The following is a 19,213-nucleotide window of genomic DNA, read 5'->3' as shown; positions in this document are numbered from 1 at the left end:
GATGACCACCTCGATCGTCCTCGACGACGTCACCAAGACGTTCAAGCTCCGCTTCCACCGCACCATCAAGCAGATGTCGGTGGCCAAGATGCGCGGCCAGGAGACCAGCACCGACTTCAAGGCCGTCGACGGTGTCTCCTTCAGCGTCGAGCAGGGCGAGTCGATCGGCCTGATGGGGCTCAACGGCTCGGGCAAGAGCACCCTGCTCAAGGTGATCAGCGGCGTGATGAAGCCGGACGGGGGCTCGGTGCTGACCCGCGGCCGGATCGCCGGCCTGATCGCGACCGGTGCCGGCTTCCACCCCCAGCTCACCGGTCGCGAGAACCTCTTCCTCAACGCCGCGATCCTCGGCATGAGCGAGAAGGAGACGAACCGCAAGTTCGACGAGATCGTCGACTTCGCCGGCCTCGGTCACCGCCTCGACACCCAGGTCGGCCACTACTCGTCGGGCCAGAACGCCCGGCTCGGGTTCGCGATCGCGGTCCACGTCGACTCCGACATCTTCCTCGCCGACGAGGCGCTGGCCGTCGGCGACAAGCCGTTCAAGCGCAAGTGCCTGGCGAAGATGCGCGAGATCCGCGAGAGCGGGCGCACCATCTTCTACGTCAGCCACGCCGCCGGTCAGGTCCGTCGGATGTGCGACCGCGTCATCGTCCTCGAGAACGGCCGGCTGGCCTTCGACGGCGACGTCGAGGCAGGCATCCACTTCCTCCACTACGACAACGACGACGAGGAAGAGTTCGCCGACGAGGAAACCGGCGACGACATTTAGGACTGCGCGAGCGCGTCGCTCGTTCCTCGCGCCGCGCTGCCGCGCGCGCAGTCGACGCGGTCATCGGTTGCGGCTGCTCGGCGGCAAGACGGCCGGCATCGCGAAAGCGCGGGCGTCGGTCGATCCGGTCGCTCGTTCCTCGCTCCCTCCTCTCCCTCGCCCCCGTTTTCGCGACTGGCCGGCAGCGTTGGCTTGGCCGTGCGGGTCACGGTGCCGGGCGTGCAGTCAAACCCGGTCATCGGTTGCGGCTGCTGGTCGGCAAGACGACGGGCGTCCGCTCGGCCACTTGACAAATCTCGAAATGGTCGGCGTGTCGGCTGGTAATTACAGGTTTGTAGTTACTCAGAAGCCCTTCCCAGTGCCTGTGACGCGTGTGAAAGTTGCTGCCTGTGTGACACCTTCCCCGCGCACAACTGGAGCAGATTCCCCATGCTTGCGAGCCCGACCCCGAGCCCCGAGGGCGCCGTCGACCACGACGGTCGTGTCCTGCGTGTGCGCACGGCCCGACGCAACCGCTTCGTCTCCGCGTGCCAGCAGCTGCTGGCGCTGGGCCTGGTGCTGGCCGCGCTGACGCCGGCGGCGCGCACGGTCACGATGGACGTCCGCCCCGCCGCCCCGGCCGACGCTCGCAGCCAGGGCGGAGCCGCCCTCCGCTCGGCGCCCGCGACGGTGCCGACGACGGCCGTCGACCCGGACGTGACGGAGTACAGCCTGACGGCGCCGCAGGGTGCGCGGCTGGCGCCCGGCGCTCTGCGCGCCAGCAGCCGGCGTACGGCGACCGGCGGTCAGCAGCTGACCAGCGATGCCGTGCCCGTCCTCGGCTACGGCGCCGTCGGCGTCACCTGGCAGCACGGCCAGCAGGTCGCCGACGACGCGCTCGCCGTCGAAGCCCGCACGTTCCAGGACGGCGCCTGGTCGGACTGGACCGACGTGCCGTACCACGACGACCACGGCCCGGATCCCGACAGCGACGAGGCCCGGCACGCGCGTCCGGGCACCGAGCCGCTGCTGGTCGGCGAGGTCGACCAGGTGCAGGTCCGCGTCGCGACCGACTCGTCGGCGCCGGCGGACATGAAGCTGGCCGTCGTCGACCCGGGAGAGGCGACCACCACCGCGCGCCAGACCCCCGAGATCGACACCGACTCCCTCGACGGTGACCCGGCCGGGACCTCGGAGACCAGCGAGGGCGAGCTCGCGCTCCGCGCGAAGGTGGCCGCTCCGAAGCCGAAGATCTTCTCCCGTGCGCAGTGGGGCGCGGACGAGAGCATGCGGGACAAGCCGTCGCTGCACTACTACGAGGTGCACGCCGGCTTCGTCCACCACACGGTCAACGCCAACGCCTACACGCGCGACCAGGTGCCGTCGATCATCCGGGGCATCTACGCCTACCACACCCGCTCGCAGGGCTGGAGCGACATCGGCTACAACTTCCTCGTCGACCGGTTCGGGCGGATCTGGGAGGGTCGCTTCGGCGGTGTCGGCCGCCCCGTCGTGGGCGCGCACACGCTCGGTTACAACGACAACGCGTTTGCGATGTCGGCGATCGGCAACTTCGAGACCGCGCGACCGTCGCGGGCGATGGTCCGTGCCTACGGGCGGCTGTTCGCCTGGAAGCTTGCGCTCCACGGCGTCGACGCCGCCGACCGCCGGCAGCACGTCACGTCCGACTACTTCAAGGCCATCAACGGCCACCGCGACGCGGGCTCCACCGCCTGCCCGGGCATCCACCTCTACAACCGGATCCCGAGGATCCGGGAGCTGGCGTCCACGGCACAGGAGGGCTGGGACGGGCGCGAGCTGGAGTCCAGCCTGGTCGGCAGCGCGCGGCCCGACCTGGTCCTGCGCCGGGCGGTCGACGGCAAAGTCTTCCTCCGCCAGGTCGTGCCCACCGACTCCGGCTACCGGCTGGGCAAGCGGGTCTCGACGGGACTCCTGCTCCCGGGCGCGGACCGGATCATCAAGGCCGGCGACTGGGACCTCGACGGCTACGGCGACCTCATCGTCAAGGACGGCGGCACGCTGTGGCTCTACCGAGGCGTCGGCCGCGGCAAGTTCGCACCCGACCCCAAGCGGCTCGCGCTCGGCTTCGGCGAGGTCACGAAGCTCGCTGCGATGGGCGACTTCACCGGCGACGGGCGGCCGGACCTGATGGGCCAGCCCGACGGCGGCTCGATGCGGATCTACCCCGGAGCCGGCGCGTCCGGCCTGCGCAGGAGCTATACGGCGTACTCTCCGGTGCCGGGCCGCAAGCAGGTGCCCATCGGACGCTGGGACCGCGACGGCGCTCCCGACAGCCTGATCCGCACCCGGTCCGGCCTCGTCCTCTACTACGGCAACGGTCCGGGTGGCTTCACCCGCCAGAAGTCGATGGCGCTTCCGGTCCGCGGCTACGACTGGCTGATCGGGGTCGACGACGTCGACCTGATCGGCCACAGCGACCTGATCGCCCGGACGCGGAGCACCGGCCAGCTGTGGGTCATCCCCGGCAGCGCCGACGGCTTCCGCGCACCGGTGGCGATCACCGGCGACACGCAGGGGTACGACCTGGCGGGGTGATGACCCGGGATCGACAGTGGACCTGAGAGGTGCCTGGCACTCAGGCGGGGAAGCGAGCGGTGGCGTGCTCGGCGACATCGATGGCCTCGAGCCGCTCCGCTCCGGCCCGGGTGACCAGGACGACGGAGCCGCCCTTCGCGAGCGGCTCCGTGAAGGTCGCGAGATCCGGTGGGGAAGCCGGACTCGCGGTCACCAGGAGGCGGCCGCCGTCGGCGACGAGAGTCCCGGCGGCGGCCGCTTCCCACATCTCCTGCTGGGTGAGCCGGACGCCGGCAAGGTCGACGGCGCCGTCGTCGCCCCCCGGCGGGTCCCACGGGACGAAGGCGTCGGGCTGCGACCAGATCTCGACGCCGACGTCGTGCACGCCGGTCGGCACCGGCTCGGCGAAGCGCACCCCGAGCGGCAGCAGCGAGCAGGCGAGGACGACGCGCTCCGCGGCCTCCCGGGCCCAGCGGTCGAGCCGGTCGGGGCCGCACACGACGGCGGCCGGGTCGTCCGCGTCGGTCACCACGAGCCCGGCACTCCAGGCGGCGCCGAGGAACACCGGGGTGAGCCAGTGCGGCGGCAGGTCGACCCGCAGCGTGTCGCCGCGCTCGAGCCCCAGCTCGTCGACGAGGAGGGACCCGGCCTTGGCGACCCAGTTGGCGTAGGTCGTCACCGAGAGCTCGACCCGTTCGCCGGTCTCGTCGTCGTAGAACGTCACCAGGGGTCGGCCCGGCTCGCGACGCAGTCGGTCGGCGAGCACGGCGGCGAACGTCATCACCCAGCGAGGATAGGAGGTGGCGCCGCGCGCCCCTGGGCCGGGATCTGGGTTTAGTGTTGCCGGGTCCGGCGGAGCGAGGAACTGGGGGTTCGACGTGGTGGACGGCGCTATCGACGCGTTCTGGGCGGTGGTCCCGGCCGGAGGCGCCGGCACCCGACTCTGGCCGATATCGCGTTCGTCGTCACCCAAGTTCCTCCACGACCTGACAGGGGAGGGGCGCACCCTCCTCGAGCAGACGCACGACCGGCTGGCGCCGCTGGTCGAGGACCGCTTCCTCGTCGTGACCGGGCGCGCGCACGAGCAGGCGGTCCGCGCCCAGCTGCCGGCGCTCGGGTCCCGATCGGTGCTCGCCGAGCCGTCTCCGCGCGACTCGATGGCGGCCATCGGTCTCGCGGCCGCCCTCCTCGAGCGGCGCGCGATCGAGACCGGCGAGGACGTCGTGATGGGGTCGTTCGCCGCCGATCACGTGATCTCGGACCCGACGGCGTTCCACCGCGCCGTGGTGGAGGCGGTCGCGGCCGCCCGCGAGGACTGGCTGGTGACGATCGGCATCGAGCCGACGTTCCCGAGCTCGGCGTTCGGCTACATCCGCCAGGGCGACGGGCTCCCCGGGCACGAGCGCGCGCGGGTGGTCGAGTCGTTCGTCGAGAAGCCGTCGGTGAGCGTGGCGGAGGACTACCTCGCGACCGGCGAGTACCGGTGGAACGCCGGCATGTTCGTCGTCCGTCCCGGCGTGCTGCTCGACCTGCTCGCGGCACGGAGCCCCGGGTTCGCCGCGTCCCTGCGCGAGATCGCCGCCGAGCCCGACCGGCTCGACGAGATGTGGCTCGGCCTGCCGAAGATCGCGATCGACCACGCGGTGGCCGAGCCCGCCGCCGCCGCGGGCCGGGTCGCGACGGTGCCGGGAAGCTTCGGCTGGGACGACGTGGGCGACTACGACTCGCTCGCCGGCATGCTCGGCGACGCCGAGAAGCTCAGCGTGCTCGGCGACGCCGGCCTGGTGCTGTCCCAGCAGTCGACCGGCCTCGTCGTACCCGCGTCGGGACGGGTGATCGCCGTGATCGGCCTCGACGACGTCATCGTCGTCGACACACCCGACGGGCTGCTCGTCGCGTCGCGCGAGCGCGCCCAGGACGTGAAGGCCGTCGTCGCCGAGCTCAGGGACCAGGGTCGTTCCGAGCTGACCTGAATGCTCGGCTCACCGGATCTCGATACGCCGCATCGCGGCTTCGTTCGTCAGCCGCGGCGGCTACTCGATCTTCGCGGGCGACGGCAGTCTGCTCGTTCCTCGCAGACTGCCTTCGCGGGCGACGGCAGTCTGCTCGTTCCTCGCAGACTGCCTGCCCGCTCACTGCTCGCCGAGGTAGCCGCCGACCGGCTCGGGGGCGTCGTAGTAGGGGTAATCCTTCATGAAGGTCTCGAGCGCCTCGCCGCTTGGCTCGGAGCAGTACTGCCAGACCCCGTGCGACTTGCCGGTCGCCTCGTCCGCCGACCAGTGGGTGAACGCGATGTGCTGGCCGTCGGGGAAGTCGCCGCCGTCGTCGGAGGTCCACGGCGCGGCGATGAACGACAGCCGGTTGTTGGTGTCGCTGTAGTCGAGCTTCTCCGCGATCGCCTTGATCTCACCGAGCATGGTCGCGTCGTCCGCCGCGGTCTCGTCGTACCAGAGGATCGTGAAGCCGTGCTCGAGGTTGTGCACCAGCGCCTCGAGCTCGGGACGCGAGTCGTCGGTGAAGAACCGGTCGTCGATCCCGACCGGGGCGACGCCGCCGCCCTCGTTCCAGTGCGGTCCGAAGGCCACCGGCGCCTCGTCGTACTCGATCTGCTCGCCGGTCGGCCGGTGGTCGTTGCTGCCCTCGGCGTTCTTGGTGGTGACGTCGCCACACACCGACGCGGGCCCGCCGATCTCGGCGAGCGGATCGTCGGCGTTCCTCTGCTGCTCGATCCAGGAGCGGATCGGGTTGAACGCCGCGAGCACGATGATGACGAGCGCGATGACGATGCAGACCGCCAGGATCATGAAGCCCTGACGCTTCTCGGCGCTGCGCTGCTTGCGCCGGATGTCGTCGATGACCTTCTGGCGGTCCGACTTCTCAGTCTTGGTGGTCTTGGCCACGGTGCGGCTTACCTCGATGTCGTGGGGCGGGTCGCGGTGAGTCTACGGAGTCAGGGGTCTCAACCGGAGATCGGCGCCGGGTTCGCCGACCTCGACCACCCAGCCGTGGGCCATCGCGACGATGCCGGCTGCGTCCGGCCGGTCGGCCGTGCAGGTCAGTTCGTGATCGTGGACGAGCACGACGTCGATGCCGATCCGGTGCAGGGCCTCGGTCAGCTCCTCGGCAGTGGCCGGCGCACCGAACGGCGGCGCGTCTTCGGCGATGAGACTCGCGGCGCGGATGACCGCCTCGCGGGCGCCGTACCCGAAGAGGTCGGCGCCCTCGGGCCGGACCAGGGCCTGCGCGCCCGGGCCGTCGTCACCCGGGGGGAGCACCAGGTCGGCGCGACCGCGGACCACGGCGAACGGACGGCCGCTGAGCTTGCCCTGCGCCAGCTCGGCGGCCGACGCGATCTCGTCGGCCGTCGCGGGAGCGGTGACCGCGAGCTCGTTGCCGTGCTCGTCGACGCGGCCGGCGAACGACTCCAGCACCACGATGCCGGCCGCGCCGACCGCGATGTCGGTCTGCCCCTCGCGCCAGGCGCGGCCGGCGGTGTCGGTGACGACCACGCCGACGTTGCGGCCGGTGCGCTCGGCGATCGCGGTCCGCAGCCGGGCCGCGGACGCATCCGGGTCGACCGGCAGGAGCACGACGGCGCCGCGGGCGACGTTCGACGCGTCCACGCCGGCGGCGGCCATGGTCAGCCCGAGCCGGTTGCGGACGATCCGGGTGGGGCCGCGGCGCGCGACCAGCCGCACCGTCTCGGCCGTGATCCACTCCTCCCGGTCGCCCTCGACGAGCCGGCCCTCGGCCTTGCTCACCACCTTGCTGGTCACGACGACGATGTCTCCGTCGGCGAGCTCGACCAGCGGGACCAGGAGGTCGGCCAGGTCGTCGCCCGCGCTGACCTCCGGCACCTCGTCCGGGGCGGTCACCGTGAGCATCAGCGACCCACCAGGCCGATCGCGGCGGCCGCCATTGCGGCGGTGGCGTCGTGGTCGGTCATCATCAGCGGCACGGCGGCGCTCCGGATCCCCGACTGCTCCAGGTCCGCGACCTGGTCGGCGTCGCGCTCGTCGACCAGCCAGCCGTCGAGCACACCGCCGGCGCTGCGGGCCCCGTAGTGGCGACCGACCCCGCCCGCGCTCACCTCGACCCCGATCGACGCGAGCAGCTGCTCGGCCATCCCGCGCACGTGGCTGCCGCCGACGATGGGGGACAGCCCGACGACCGGTGCTGCCGTCGTGCGCAACGCGTCGCGCAGTCCGGGCACGCCGAGGATGGTGCCGACGGAGACGACCGGGTTGGACGGCGGCAGCAGAACCAGGTCGGCATCGGTCAGCGCGTCGAGCACCCCCGGCGCGGGCGAGGAGTCGTCGATCCCGACCACCACGACCGTCTCGGCGGCGACCTCGGCCCGGAGCCGCACCCAGTACTCCTGGAAGTGCACGACCCGGCGTCCGCTCGGGGACTCCGGGTCGGCGATCGCGACATGGGTCTCGACCCGGTCATCGGTCATCGGGAGCAGCCGCACCCGGTCACCCCAGGCCGGCGTCAGCCAGCGCTTGCAGAGCGCCTGGGTGACCTTCGACAGCGGATAGCCGGCGTCGATGAGCTGGGTGCGCACGAGGTGGGTGGCGATGTCGCGGTCGCCCAGACCGAACCAGGTGGGCTCCACGCCGTACGCCGCGAGCTCCTCCTTCGCGCTCCACGTCTCGTCCCGGCGTCCCCACCCGCGCTCGGGGTCGATGCCGTCACCGAGCGTGTACATCACGGTGTCGAGGTCGGGGCACACCTTGAGGCCGTGGATCCACCAGTCGTCGGCGGTGTTGGCCACGACGGTGACCTCGGCGTCGGCGTCGACACCCGGCAGCGCACCCGTCGTGATCCCGTGCAGGAGGCCCTGGAGGAACCGCGCCCCGCCCATGCCCCCGGACAGCACCGTCAGCTTCTTCATGAGGGCAACTCTGCCGCCTCGTCACCCGCCGCCCCGCCGCGGGTGCGAACGACCTGCGTGATAACGCTGCGCCTATAGCAGATTGAGGGTTGACTATGCGGGTATGACATGCGTGTAATTCCACTAGTGTCGTTAACGGCACTGTGGGGGTCGAAAGGGGCGGAACGGTGAGAGAACTATTCCTGGTCGAGGATGTGGACACCGACGAGGACCTGGGGTGGCAGGAGCGTGCGCTGTGCGCACAAACCGACCCCGAGGCCTTCTTCCCGGAGAAGGGCGGGTCGACGCGCGAGGCGAAGAAGGTGTGCCAGACCTGTGAGGTCCGGGTCGAGTGCCTCGAGGCGGCGTTGATGAACGACGAGCGCTTCGGCATCTGGGGCGGTCTGTCCGAGCGTGAGCGAAGGAAGCTGAAGAAGCGCGCGGTTTGAGGCGCTTGTCGGTCCTCGCGAGAGATTCACCGGCCGGCCGGTGAAACTCGCGCTCGGCCGATGAAACTTCGTACGCCAAGCGCCAGTTTCCCCGGCCGGCCGGTGAAACTCGCGCTCGGCCGGCAAAACTGTCTCTTGCGCTGAACCTCCCCGGCACCGGATGACGATGCGTGGCGGTTGGTGTCACGTCGGTAGGGTGGCCGATCGTGTCCGACGTCTCCGTGGTGCTCGTCAGTCACGACGGGGCGTCGTGGTTGCCGGCGGTGCTCGAGGGCATCCGCGCGCAGACCGCACCCGTCGCCGGCGTCGTCGCCGTCGACACGGGCAGCAAGGACGGCAGCGCCGACCTGATCGAGTCCGCCCTCCGCGCCGAGCCGCCGATCCCGGTCGGGGTGCTGCGCGAGAGCGGACGTACGTCGTACCCCGAAGCCGTCGCGCTCGCGAGCGAAGCGCTGCCACACCACGGCCTCGCCACCGAGTGGATCTGGCTGCTGCACGACGACAGCAACCCCGCGCCGGACGCGCTGGAGCAGCTGCTGCGGGTGGCGGCGGCCCGTCCCGAGGCCGACTTCCTCGGCCCCAAGCTCCGCGAGTGGCCCTCCCTCAAGCGGCTGCTCGAGGTCGGCGTCACCATCAGCGGCACCGGCCGTCGCGAGACCGGCCTCGAGCGCGGTGAGTACGACCAGGGCCAGCACGACCAGGTGCGCGAGGTGCTGGCCGTCAACAGCGCCGGCCTGCTGGTCAGGCGGACGGTGCTCGAGGAGCTCGGCGGCTACGACCGGCAGCTGCCGATGTTCGGCAACGACATCGACCTCGGGTGGCGCGCCGCTGCGGCCGGCCACACCACGCTGGTGGTCCCCCGGGCCGTGGTCTTCCACGCCGAGGCCGCGCACCGGGGCAGCCGGCGGACGCCGCTGACCGGTCGCCACACGCACTACCAGGAGCGCCGGGCGGCGCTGTTCACCCTGCTCGCCAACTGCCGCGGGGTCGCCCTGCCGTTCCAGGCCCTGCGGCTGGCGCTGGGCTCGCTGCTGCGGATGCTGGGCTTCATCGTCGTCCGGTCCGTCGGCGAGGCGCTCGACGAGCTCGCCGCGCTGGTGTCCGTCTACAGCCGGCCGGGACCCTTGCTGGAGGCGCGCCGCCGACGCCGGTCACGACAGTCCGGGCCGGCCGACCGGGCCCGTCTCAAGCGACTGCTGGCGCCGCGGTGGCTGCCCTACCGGCACGGCCTCGACTTCGTCAGCGATCTCGCTGCTGCCGCCACCAACCAGGCCGCGGACGTCGCCGAGCGGCGCCGGGCTGCAGCGGCCGACCGCGACCCCTCGCCGCCGGTGGCCCGCCACAAGACCGACGACGACGAGGACTTCGAGGACACCGGGCTGGTCGCCCGCTTCCTCACCGACCCGGTCGCGGTCGCGCTCGCCGTCGCCGCGATCGCGTTCGTGATCGGCGCCCGCGACGCGTTCGGCACGGTCAGCGGCGGCGCCCTGTCGCCGGTCCCCGACGGTGCCCGTGACTGGTGGGCGATGCACTACGAGAGCTGGCACCCGATCGGCTTCGGCAGCGCCGTGCCGGCGCCGCCGTACGTCCTGCCGCTGGCGCTCCTCGCCTCGGTCCTCGGCACCGAAACCACGATGACGGTGCTCCTGGTGGCCGCGGCCCCGCTGGCGCTGTGGGGCGCGTGGCGATTCCTGCGCGTCGTCGGTCGCCTGGTCAGCCGGTACGGCGCCCCGCGGTGGCTGCTCCTCTGGGGGTCGGTCAGCTATGCCCTCGTCCCGCTCGTGGCGGGCGCGTGGGGCGGCGGTCGGTGGGGCATCGTGGTGGCGGCCGCCGTGCTTCCGTGGCTGGCGCACGCCGCGCTCGGCTTCGCCGAGCCGGAGGCGACGCGCCGCTGGCGGGCGGCGTGGCGGACCGGCTTCCTGCTCGCCCTGCTCAGCGCCGTCGCGCCCGTGATGTGGTGGCTGTGCGCGCTCCTCGGCGTGGTCGTGGTCGCCGCGTCGGCCGTGGTCGTGCGGGGCGCGATCCGCGACCGGTCGGTGTGGGGGCCGCCCGCGACCGCGCTCGCCGTACCGGCCTTGTTGCTCGCGCCGTGGTGGCTGCCGGCCGTGTGGGAGGACGCGTCCGGCGCGCTGTTCCTCGACATCGGCCGCTGGCCGACTCCGTCCACCGACGGTGTCGGCCTCGCCGTCGGCCGTCTCGGCGAGCTCGGGGAGCTCGGCGCGCCGTGGTGGCTCGGCCTGGCGCTTCCGGCGCTCGCGGTGCTCGCCCTGATCCCACGGCCGACCCGGATCGGTGTGGTGCTGTGCTGGCTGGTCGCCGCGGTCGCGGCCCTGGTGGCGGTGCCGCTCGGCCTGACCACGATCGACCTCACCGGAGCTGCCACCCAGCAAGCGGGTCTCGGGCCGGTGCTGCTCGTCGTCCACGGCGCGTGGATCACCGCCGCCCTCCTCGGCGGCCTCGCCCTCACCGAGCGCTCCCCGTCGCCACTGGTCCTGCCGCGGATCGCGCAGGCCGTGACGGCCGTCGTCGGTGTCGCCGCCACGGTCGTGCCGGTCGCCGGGCTCGTCTGGTTCGCGGGCTGGGGCGGTGACGACCTGCAGTCCCACCCCGAGAGCGGGATCCCGGTCTACATGTCCCAGGCGGCCGAGGTCGCGCCCGAGCGCGGGATCCTCGTCATCCGCGGCAGCGTCGCGGACGGCCTCACCTACCAGGTCGAGCGGGACGACGGGCCCACCGTCGGCGAGGACGAGGTCGCGGCCCTGACCGCTGAGGACCGGGAGGCGACCGCGCTGATCGGCGACCTCGTGACGGCGCCCGCGCCCGAAGCCGTCGCCGGCCTGACCGAGCGTGGCATCCGGTTCGTCGTGCAGCCCGCGCCCGCCGACGCCGCGGTCGCGACCCGCCTCGACGCCACCGCGGGCCTGGTGCGGGCGAGCGCGGAGGACCGCAGCACCCGCGCCTGGCAGGTGCTCGAGGAGCCCGAGCCGGCCTCGGTCGAGGGTCCGCGCTCGTGGCCACGCATCGGACTCCTCGTGCTCCAGGCGGTCGCGATCGCGGTCGTCGCCGTGCTCTGCCTCCCGACGATGCGCAGGAGCAGGCGATGAGCGACGGCCAGCAGGGCCGCAGGGCCGACCGCGCCGGGGCGACCGGCCCGGGCAGGCGCGGGATCGTGCAGCGTCGCAAGGTCGACGCGCTCCTCGTCCTCGCCCTGGTGCTGCCGATGGTCGTCGCGGGTGCGCTCGCCGTCACTCGTGGCGACGACCCGGCCACGACCTACGCCGCCGCGCCGCCGACGCCCGCCCGGCTCACCGACGCGTCACTGGTCTGTGCCGCGGCGTCGAGCAGCACCGCCGGCGACGTGATGCTGTCGCGGGTGCCGGGGATGAGGGGCGGCGACGTGACCGTGCGGATCGCGGAGGGCGGCGCGGTCGACCTCGGCGGCCCGAGGAACCTCGAGGTGCGGTCCGGCGAGCTCGCGTCGGTCGCGTCCGACGGAGACGTGCTCGCGACGGGCACCGCCGCTGCGGCGCCGGGCCTGGTCGGCGGCCGGACAGGTCCGGCCCGGGCCGCCGCGGAGTGCCGGGCGCCGACGTTCGACGAGTGGTACGTCGGGATCGGCGCGGCCGCCAAGCAGTCCTCGACGATCGAGCTGGCGAATCCCGACGAAGGTCCGGCCGTGGTCGAGATCGCCCTCCACGGACGCCCGGGGCCGCTCATCGAGCAGGAGCTGCACGGCATCCGGGTGGCCGGGCACCAGGTCATGCGGCTCGACCTCTCGCAGCTCACGCCACGGCGCGGCACGCTGGCCGCCCACCTGACGGTGGTCCGCGGTCGGGTCGTCAGCACCGTGCGCCACACCTACGACCCGCTGGGTCGCGGCACGCCGCGGATCGACTTCCTGCCCGCCCAGGCCGCGCCCGCGACCGAGAACCTGCTGCTGGGCGTCCCGTCCGACGGCGACGGCGTGGTCAATCTCTTCAACCCGGGCGAGGACGAGGCCCGGGCCACGGTGCGGGTGGTCTCGGACTCCGCGATCTTCACACCTGCCGGCCTCGACGAAGTGGTCGTCCCCGGTGGCACGGTCCGCCAGCTGCCGCTGTCGCAGGTGCTGACCAGGGAGGCGGCCGACGGCGCGCTCGGGCTCCAGGTCGACGCCGCCCAGCCCCTGGTCGCGTCCGTCCGGGTGGTCGGTGACGACCTCGGGCTGATCGCCCCGTCGACCGCGATCGGCGACGACCAGCCGGTGACGGCGGTGGTGCCGGAGGGACCCAAGTCACTGGTGCTCGCGGGAGCGGAACGCGCCGGCGTGGTCCGGGTGACCGCGACCGACGCCCGCGGCGAGGTGCTCATGGACGAGCAGCGGGTCGAGGTCGGCGCCGACCGCGGCCACAGCCTGGAGCTGCCCGACGACGCGGTGCTGGTGACCGTCAGGTCGACGAACACCACGATCGCCGGCACCGTCATGCTCACCGGCGACCGGATCGGCGCGCTGCGGCTCTGGCCCGCCGACATCGACGCCGACGTGCCCGTCGTACGCCCGGAGTAGCCGACCCGTCGCATCTGTACCGCGACCCGTCGCATCTGTACCGCGACCCGTCGCATCTGTACCGCGACCCGTCGCGTTTGAACGCGCCGGGTCGGTGTTGAGATGAGCCGGGTCGGCGTAGAGATGAGCCGGGTCGGTGTTGAGATGAGCCGGGTCGGTGTTGAGATGAGCCGGGTCGGTGTTGAGATGAGCCGGGTCGGTGTTGAGATGAGCCGGGTCGGTGTTGAGATGAGCCGGGTCGGTGTTGAGATGAGCCGGGTCGGCGTTGAGATGAGCCGGGTCGGGTCAGTCGAGGTCGTCGGGGTAGCGGGGGTCGACCTCCGACGGCGGGATCCCGAGCAGCTCGGCCACCTGCTCCACCACGACGGTGAGCACCATGGCCTCGAGCTCGACCCGGTCGGCGGCCCGGTGCTCCAGTGGCCGGCGGAAGACGACCAGCCGGGTCGGGGTCGCGCCGGACCCGCGGATCAACGACGACAACGGGACCGTCCCGGACTCCCAGTCGTCAGGGAGTTGAGGGGTGTCCTCGACGGCGTACTCCACCAGGCCGAGCCGGTCCGACCAGCGCTCGTCGATGTCGGTGACGATGTCGAGCACCAACCGGTCGAAGGACTCGCGGCGGCTGCGCGGGTGCGGCGGTCGTCCGACCGAGGGATGTCCCAGTGCGGCTGGTCCCCGCAGCCCACGGCCGCGACGATCGCGCCGGGAGCGCTGTGTCGACGGGGAGTCCTCCACGAGCCGCGAGCCTATCCGGCGCGCTGCCCGCCACGGGGTACCGTCTGCCGCGTGAGTCTCGCCCGGCGCTGTTCGCGCACCGCGTGCGCCCGCGCTGCGGTCGCGACGCTCACCTATGTCTACGCCGACCAGACCGCCGTCCTCGGTCCGTTGGCGACGTACGCCGAGCCGCACGCCTACGACCTCTGCGACTTCCACAGCGAGCGCCTGTCCGCGCCGCGCGGGTGGGAGGTCCTCCGGCTCGCGCTCGACCAGACGCTTCCCGGTCCGACCGAGGACGACCTGCTGGCCCTCGCCGACGCGGTGCGCGAGGCCGCCCGCCCGGTCACCCCGGTGGCACCGCCGGAGCGCGAGACCGGCCGCGAGGTCGCCCGCCGCGGCCACCTCCGCGTCCTCACCAGCGACTGAGCAACCGAGCGCGCCGTGTCGGCGAGCGAGCCCATCTACTAGGTTTGCGGCCATGTCAACGACCTCGCCTGACAACGTCAACGCGGTCTTCAAGGCGTACGACGTCCGCGGCACCGTCCCGGACCAGCTGGACGAGGACTTCGCCCGCGCCACCGGCCGGGCCTACGTCGAGGTGCTGGGTGCGACGTCGATCGTGATCGGCTACGACATGCGGCCCAGCTCGCCCGACCTCGCGGGTGCGTTCGCCGACGGTGCGACCAGCTCGGGTGCCGACGTCACGATGATCGGCCTCGCCTCCACCGACCAGCTCTACTTCGCATCCGGCCACCTCGGCCTGCCCGGCGCGATGTTCACGGCGAGCCACAACCCGGCGCAGTACAACGGCATCAAGATGTGCCGCGCCTACGCACAGCCGGTCGGTCTCGACAGCGGGCTGGCCGACATCCGCGACCTGGTGGTCAAGGGCGCGTCGCCGACGACGGCCCGGCCGGGCTCGATCTCCAGCCACGATGTCCTCCAGGCGTACGCCGCGCACCTGCTCTCGCTCGCACCCGTTTCCGGTCGCAAGCTGAAGGTCGTGGTCGACGCGGGCAACGGCATGGCCGGCCACACGGCGCCGGCGGTCTTCGAGCGCCTTGCCGACCAGGTCGAGCTGGTCCCGATGTACTTCGACCTCGACGGCACGTTCCCCAACCACGAGGCGAACCCCATCGAAGCCGCCAACCTGGTCGACCTTCAGAAGCGGGTGCTCGCCGAGCAGGCCGACATCGGCCTCGCATTCGACGGCGACGCCGACCGCTGCTTCCTCGTCGACGAGCGCGGGCAGGGGGTGTCGCCGTCCACGCTGACCGCGCTGATCGCCGCCCGCGAGCTAGAGAAGGAGCCCGGCGGGACGATCATCCACAACCTGATCACCAGCCGGTCCGTGCCGGAGATCGTCACCGAGCGCGGCGGCAAGCCGGTGCGCACGCGGGTCGGCCACTCCTTCATCAAGGAGACCATGGCCGAGACGGACGCGATCTTCGGCGGCGAGCACAGCGGTCACTTCTACTTCCGGGACTTCTGGCGTGCCGACTCCGGGATGCTGGCGGCCCTCCACGCACTCGCCGCGCTCGCCGGGACGGACCGGTCGCTGTCGGCGCTGCTCGCGGAGTACGAGCGCTACCCGATGAGCGGCGAGATCAACTCCGAGGTCGCCGACCAGGCTGCGGTGGTGGCCGAGCTCGAGGCGACGTACGGCGGTCGCGACGACGTCGAAGTCGACCACCTCGACGGTCTCAGCGTGGCGTCCGCCGACTGGGCGTTCAACGTCCGTGCGTCCAACACCGAGCCGCTGCTGCGGCTCAACGCCGAGGGGAAGGACTCCACCACGATGGCCGCCATCCGCGACGAGGTGCTCTCGATCATCCGGGGCGCACGATGAGCGCCGGTGGTGGCGGCACCGCCGGTATCGCGCCCGAGCTGCTCGCGATCATCGTCTGCCCCGCGTGCCACGGCGACCTCGCGCTCGCCGAGGGCGGGGAGCCCGCGCAACCCGAGCTCGTCTGCCAGGGCTGTGGCCTCGCCTACCCCGTCCGCGACGGCATCCCGGTGCTCCTCGTCGACGAGGCCCGGGCCACCCGTTGATCCGCGCGTTCCGATGACCTGGTTCGACGAGTCCCGCCTCGACGACGAGATCGCGCTCGGCAGCGCCGACCTGCGGCTGCGGACCCTCGCCGAGTCGGGGGCGCGGATCCGCCGGGAGGCGTCCGCCGCCACCGACGCGATCGCCGAGGCGGTCGGCCGAGCCTCCGACGCCCGCCCGCGTGCGGTCATCGCCGCCGGACCGGACTCCCGCCTGCTGCGGGCCGTGCTGGAGCCGTGGTGCCCGGTTCCGTTCGTCGCCTGGCCGTCGGCCGGCCTGCCCGGCTGGACGGGCAGCCTCGACCTGGTCGTCGTGCTGGCGCCCGACGGCTCCGACACCGGCACCGCCTCCGCGGTCGCCGAGGCGGCCCGCCGCGGCTGCCAGGTGGTCGTGGCGTGCCCCACCGAGTCGAGCGTCGCCATGCACGCCGCCGGCCGCTGGACCACGATCCTGCCGACGGAGACCGGCGACCAGCTCGCGACGGCGGTCGTGATGCTCTGGTTCCTGCACCAGGTCGCCCTCGGCCCCGCCAGCGACCCCGCCACCGTCGCCGATGCGCTCGACGACGTCGCCATCGCCTGCTCGCCGCAGCGGGACATCTCGATCAACCCCGCGAAGATGCTGGCGATCTCGCTCGCCGACGCCGCGCCGGTGGTCTGGGGTGGCTCGGTGCTCGCCGCCCGTGCCGCGCGTCGCGTCGCCGAGCTGATCCGCCGCACCTCCGGGCGCACCGCAGTCGCCGGCGACGCCGAGCACCTGCTGCCGGTGATCGAGGCGGCCCGGCCCCGCAACGTGTTCGCCGACCCCTACGCCGACGGCAGCGGTGGGCGACGACCGGTCCTCATCGTGCTCGACGACGGTGCCGACGACCCGGTTGCCCGGGAGCAGCGCGACCGGCTCGAGGAGGCCGCCCGCGCCGGCGACGTCCGGGTCGAGGCGGTCACCACCGAGGCCGACGGAGAGGTGGCGCGCTACGCATCCCTGCTGCTCAGCGGCACCTATGCCGCGGAGTACCTCCGCCTCGGCCTCGTCGAGGATTGACAGACAACTTGGCTTGACGGGGCCGCACCCGGTAGCAAGTGGCGGATGCCCCCGCACCGGATCGCTCGGGACCCCTGGCTCGACAACGCCAAAATGGCGCTGGTCACCCTGGTCGTCGTCGGGCACGCCTGCGCCCTGCTGCCCGCCGACGGGCTGGTCGGCCACTTCTACGACTTCCTCTACGCCTGGCACATGCCGGCGTTCGTCTTCGTGAGCGGCTACCTGTCCCGCACCTTCGAGTACTCGCCGGAAAGGCTCTGGCAGCTGGTCCGGACGGTCGCCGTGCCGTACGTCGTCTTCGAGTGCCTGATGGCGCTCTTCCGCATCCACGTCGGCGGCGAGCAGCTCGAGGACCTGTTCACCGATCCGCACTGGCCACTGTGGTTCCTCACCGCGCTGATCTGCTGGCGGCTGAGCACGCCGGTCTTTCGCGCGCCCCCGGCCGTCATCGGACTGGCGGTCGCGGTCGGCCTCTGCCTGTGGTCGGGCACGGTCGATGGTGAGACCGCGGAGATGTTCGACCTGACCCGGATGATCGGCCTGCTCCCGTTCTTCGTGCTCGGTGTGCACACGACCCCGGACCGGCTCGAGCGGCTCCGCGGTCCCGGTGCCCGCTGGATCGCCGCCGCGACCCTCGGCGCCGTGTGGCTGCTCGCCGCGCGCACCGACGACCTGGCCGGCACCCACTGGCTCTACTACGCGACGCCCTACGACGAGCTCGGTTCGTCCGACGCGCGCGGCGTCGTCACCCGGCTGGCGCTGCTCGGGATCGGCGCCGCCGGAGCGTTCGCGTTCCTCGCGCTGGTGCCGCGGGTCCACGGGTGGTTCACCCGGATGGGGGCCGCCACCCTCGTCGTCTACCTGTGCCACGGCTTCGTCGTCCGCGGCCTGGAGTACGGCGGCTACGTCGAGTGGGCAGCCGCCCATCCTCTCGTCGCGCCGCCGGTCACCCTGGTCGGCGCCGCGCTGTTGGCCCTCGCCCTGGCAGCGCCCCCGGTGTCCCGGCGGCTCGAGCTGCTCGTCGACCCGTTCGGGAAGGCCGAACGGCAGGTGCAGCAGGCGGTGGAGCTGTCGGTCGTCGCGCAGCAGCCCGGTAATCTTCCGGCCATGCGGACCCAGGAACCGATCCGATGAGCGCCGGGCTCTTCGGGCTCCTCGACGACGTCGCCGCGATCGCCAGGCTGGCGGCGGCATCGGTCGACGACGTCGGTGCCGCGGCGGGTCGCGCCACCACCAAGGCCGCCGGTGTCGTCGTCGACGACACCGCGGTGACGCCGCAGTACGTACACGGCCTCGCCGCCGAGCGCGAGCTGCCGATCGTCAAGAAGATCGCCTTCGGCTCGATCCGCAACAAGCTGTTCATCATCCTGCCGCTGGCCCTCGCCCTCAGCCAGTGGCTCCCCGACCTGTTGCCCGTCATCTTGATGATCGGCGGCACCTTCCTCGCCTATGAAGGTGCTCACAAGGTCTGGGGGATGGTCGCCGGCCACCACGACCACGACCGCCCCGCGGCCGAGGTCGGACCGGAAGCCGAGAAGAAGATGGTCGCCGGCGCGGTCCGCACCGACCTGATCCTCTCCGCGGAGATCATGGTGATCGCGCTCGACGAGGTCGCGGACGAGAGCTTCTGGTCGCGGCTCGCGATCCTGGTCGTCGTCGCGTTCGCGATCACCATCGCCGTCTACGGCGTGGTCGCGCTCATCGTGAAGATGGACGACGCCGGCCTGCTGCTCACCCAACGACCGTCGGCCTTCGCCCAGCGGCTGGGTCGCGGTCTGGTCGACGCGATGCCCAAGCTGCTCGCGGTGATCTCCGTCGTGGGCACGGTCGCGATGCTCTGGGTCGGCGGCCACATCCTGCTCGTCAACCTGGCCGAGGTCGGCTGGTGGCACGCGCCGTACGACTGGGTCCACCACGTCGAGGAGGACGTCGACCACGCCGTGGACGTGTCCGTGCTCGGATCGACCCTCGCCTGGCTGGTCAACACCTTCTTCTCTGCGCTCGCCGGCCTCCTCGTGGGTGCCGTCGTGCTGGCGGTCGTCCAACTCCTTCCCTTCGGGAAGGGCCACGGCGACGACGAAGTGCACGGCGCGGCCGCTCCGGACGACGACGCAGCAGCACCGCCGCCGCCTACCCCCTAGTTTCGGCGGGGATTCCTCGCGCTTCGGCGCCCGCTTGTAGGGTGGCACCAGTCCTGTGCGGGAGATCCCGACGTAGCGCAGATGCG

General features: G+C 72.4%; 17 protein-coding genes. 12 read left to right on the top strand and 5 right to left on the bottom strand.

Features of this window, described 5'->3' with window-relative positions:
* Nucleotide 1 precedes the first annotated feature (1 nt).
* Nucleotides 2–772: an ABC transporter ATP-binding protein gene (locus tag SHK19_RS16080; RefSeq protein ID WP_322456091.1), complete on the top strand. Its 771-nt coding sequence runs from the start codon at nucleotides 2–4 to the stop codon at nucleotides 770–772.
* Nucleotides 773–1,201: 429 nt separating this feature from the next.
* Nucleotides 1,202–3,328, top strand: coding sequence for an N-acetylmuramoyl-L-alanine amidase (locus tag SHK19_RS16075; protein WP_322936847.1), 2,127 nt, complete (start codon nucleotides 1,202–1,204; stop codon nucleotides 3,326–3,328).
* 40 nt (nucleotides 3,329–3,368) lie between these two features.
* On the opposite strand, the gene SHK19_RS16070 is transcribed toward SHK19_RS16075, so the two are convergent.
* Nucleotides 3,369–4,088, bottom strand: a complete 720-nt coding sequence (locus tag SHK19_RS16070; protein ID WP_322938704.1) for a TIGR03089 family protein — start codon at nucleotides 4,086–4,088, stop codon at nucleotides 3,369–3,371.
* Nucleotides 4,089–4,185: 97 nt separating this feature from the next.
* Between SHK19_RS16070 and SHK19_RS16065 the strand changes: the two genes are divergently transcribed.
* Nucleotides 4,186–5,280 (top strand): mannose-1-phosphate guanylyltransferase, encoded by a 1,095-nt coding sequence (locus SHK19_RS16065; RefSeq protein WP_322936846.1) that lies wholly within the window; start codon nucleotides 4,186–4,188, stop codon nucleotides 5,278–5,280.
* Nucleotides 5,281–5,439: 159 nt separating this feature from the next.
* On the opposite strand, the gene SHK19_RS16060 is transcribed toward SHK19_RS16065, so the two are convergent.
* From SHK19_RS16060 to cofD, 3 genes are read right to left on the bottom strand one after another with little or no spacing between them, the layout of a single operon-like run.
* Nucleotides 5,440–6,207, bottom strand: a complete 768-nt coding sequence (locus tag SHK19_RS16060) for a DUF3105 domain-containing protein (RefSeq protein ID WP_322456087.1) — start codon at nucleotides 6,205–6,207, stop codon at nucleotides 5,440–5,442.
* 42 nt (nucleotides 6,208–6,249) lie between these two features.
* Nucleotides 6,250–7,191, bottom strand: coding sequence for a coenzyme F420-0:L-glutamate ligase (locus SHK19_RS16055; protein ID WP_322936845.1), 942 nt, complete (start codon nucleotides 7,189–7,191; stop codon nucleotides 6,250–6,252).
* Entirely contained in the window at nucleotides 7,191–8,204 is a 1,014-nt protein-coding gene (gene cofD, locus SHK19_RS16050; RefSeq protein ID WP_322936844.1) for a 2-phospho-L-lactate transferase, read from the bottom strand. The genes SHK19_RS16055 and cofD overlap by 1 nt, the downstream gene beginning before the upstream one ends.
* Nucleotides 8,205–8,371: 167 nt before the next feature.
* Here cofD and SHK19_RS16045 point away from each other — a divergent pair, with 167 nt between their 5' ends.
* The 3 genes from SHK19_RS16045 (at nucleotide 8,372) to SHK19_RS16035 (ending at nucleotide 13,178) form a co-directional block, all read left to right on the top strand.
* Nucleotides 8,372–8,632, top strand: coding sequence for a WhiB family transcriptional regulator (locus tag SHK19_RS16045; protein WP_322456084.1), 261 nt, complete (start codon nucleotides 8,372–8,374; stop codon nucleotides 8,630–8,632).
* 206 nt (nucleotides 8,633–8,838) lie between these two features.
* Nucleotides 8,839–11,736, top strand: coding sequence for a glycosyltransferase family 2 protein (locus SHK19_RS16040; RefSeq protein ID WP_322936843.1), 2,898 nt, complete (start codon nucleotides 8,839–8,841; stop codon nucleotides 11,734–11,736).
* On the top strand, nucleotides 11,733–13,178 hold the full coding sequence (locus SHK19_RS16035; RefSeq protein ID WP_322936842.1) for a DUF5719 family protein: 1,446 nt from the start codon (nucleotides 11,733–11,735) through the stop codon (nucleotides 13,176–13,178). Before SHK19_RS16040 ends, SHK19_RS16035 begins: the two co-directional genes overlap by 4 nt.
* Before the next feature lie 285 nt (nucleotides 13,179–13,463).
* On the opposite strand, the gene SHK19_RS16030 is transcribed toward SHK19_RS16035, so the two are convergent.
* Complete coding sequence (locus SHK19_RS16030) at nucleotides 13,464–13,913, bottom strand: metallopeptidase family protein (protein WP_322456081.1); 450 nt, start codon at nucleotides 13,911–13,913, stop codon at nucleotides 13,464–13,466.
* A gap of 51 nt (nucleotides 13,914–13,964) precedes the next feature.
* Here SHK19_RS16030 and SHK19_RS16025 point away from each other — a divergent pair, with 51 nt between their 5' ends.
* From SHK19_RS16025 to SHK19_RS16000, 6 genes are read left to right on the top strand one after another with little or no spacing between them, the layout of a single operon-like run.
* Entirely contained in the window at nucleotides 13,965–14,321 is a 357-nt protein-coding gene (locus tag SHK19_RS16025; RefSeq protein ID WP_322936841.1) for a DUF3499 domain-containing protein, read from the top strand.
* A 52-nt stretch (nucleotides 14,322–14,373) separates the two neighbouring features.
* Nucleotides 14,374–15,744, top strand: coding sequence for a phosphomannomutase/phosphoglucomutase (locus SHK19_RS16020; RefSeq protein ID WP_322936840.1), 1,371 nt, complete (start codon nucleotides 14,374–14,376; stop codon nucleotides 15,742–15,744).
* A complete protein-coding gene (locus SHK19_RS16015) occupies nucleotides 15,741–15,947 on the top strand; it encodes a Trm112 family protein (protein ID WP_322456078.1) in 207 nt (68 codons plus the stop codon). Before SHK19_RS16020 ends, SHK19_RS16015 begins: the two co-directional genes overlap by 4 nt.
* 13 nt (nucleotides 15,948–15,960) lie before the next feature.
* A complete protein-coding gene (locus tag SHK19_RS16010) occupies nucleotides 15,961–16,986 on the top strand; it encodes an SIS domain-containing protein (RefSeq protein WP_322936839.1) in 1,026 nt (341 codons plus the stop codon).
* Between the two features lie 45 nt (nucleotides 16,987–17,031).
* Entirely contained in the window at nucleotides 17,032–18,120 is a 1,089-nt protein-coding gene (locus SHK19_RS16005; RefSeq protein WP_322456076.1) for an acyltransferase family protein, read from the top strand.
* A complete protein-coding gene (locus SHK19_RS16000; RefSeq protein ID WP_322936838.1) occupies nucleotides 18,117–19,127 on the top strand; it encodes a DUF808 domain-containing protein in 1,011 nt (336 codons plus the stop codon). The genes SHK19_RS16005 and SHK19_RS16000 overlap by 4 nt, the downstream gene beginning before the upstream one ends.
* Nucleotides 19,128–19,213: the final 86 nt, after the last annotated feature.

The organism is Nocardioides bizhenqiangii (assembly GCF_034661235.1).
GTDB classification, from domain to species: domain Bacteria; phylum Actinomycetota; class Actinomycetes; order Propionibacteriales; family Nocardioidaceae; genus Nocardioides; species Nocardioides bizhenqiangii.
Note: the sequence above shows the minus strand (reverse complement) of the source record. Positions and strands in the feature narration are given on the sequence as shown.

Bases quoted from the DNA above. Each gene is read 5' to 3' on its own strand.
- SHK19_RS16080 (WP_322456091.1), top strand. From the start codon at position 2: ATGACCACCTCGATCGTCCTCGACGACGTCACCAAGACGTTCAAGCTC.
- SHK19_RS16075 (WP_322936847.1), top strand. From the start codon at position 1,202: ATGCTTGCGAGCCCGACCCCGAGCCCCGAGGGCGCCGTCGACCACGAC.
- SHK19_RS16070 (WP_322938704.1), bottom strand. From the start codon at position 4,088: ATGACGTTCGCCGCCGTGCTCGCCGACCGACTGCGTCGCGAGCCGGGC.
- SHK19_RS16055 (WP_322936845.1), bottom strand. From the start codon at position 7,191: ATGCTCACGGTGACCGCCCCGGACGAGGTGCCGGAGGTCAGCGCGGGC.
- cofD (WP_322936844.1), bottom strand. From the start codon at position 8,204: ATGAAGAAGCTGACGGTGCTGTCCGGGGGCATGGGCGGGGCGCGGTTC.
- SHK19_RS16035 (WP_322936842.1), top strand. From the start codon at position 11,733: ATGAGCGACGGCCAGCAGGGCCGCAGGGCCGACCGCGCCGGGGCGACC.
- SHK19_RS16020 (WP_322936840.1), top strand. From the start codon at position 14,374: ATGTCAACGACCTCGCCTGACAACGTCAACGCGGTCTTCAAGGCGTAC.
- SHK19_RS16015 (WP_322456078.1), top strand. From the start codon at position 15,741: ATGAGCGCCGGTGGTGGCGGCACCGCCGGTATCGCGCCCGAGCTGCTC.
- SHK19_RS16010 (WP_322936839.1), top strand. From the start codon at position 15,961: ATGACCTGGTTCGACGAGTCCCGCCTCGACGACGAGATCGCGCTCGGC.
- SHK19_RS16005 (WP_322456076.1), top strand. From the start codon at position 17,032: ATGCCCCCGCACCGGATCGCTCGGGACCCCTGGCTCGACAACGCCAAA.
- SHK19_RS16000 (WP_322936838.1), top strand. From the start codon at position 18,117: ATGAGCGCCGGGCTCTTCGGGCTCCTCGACGACGTCGCCGCGATCGCC.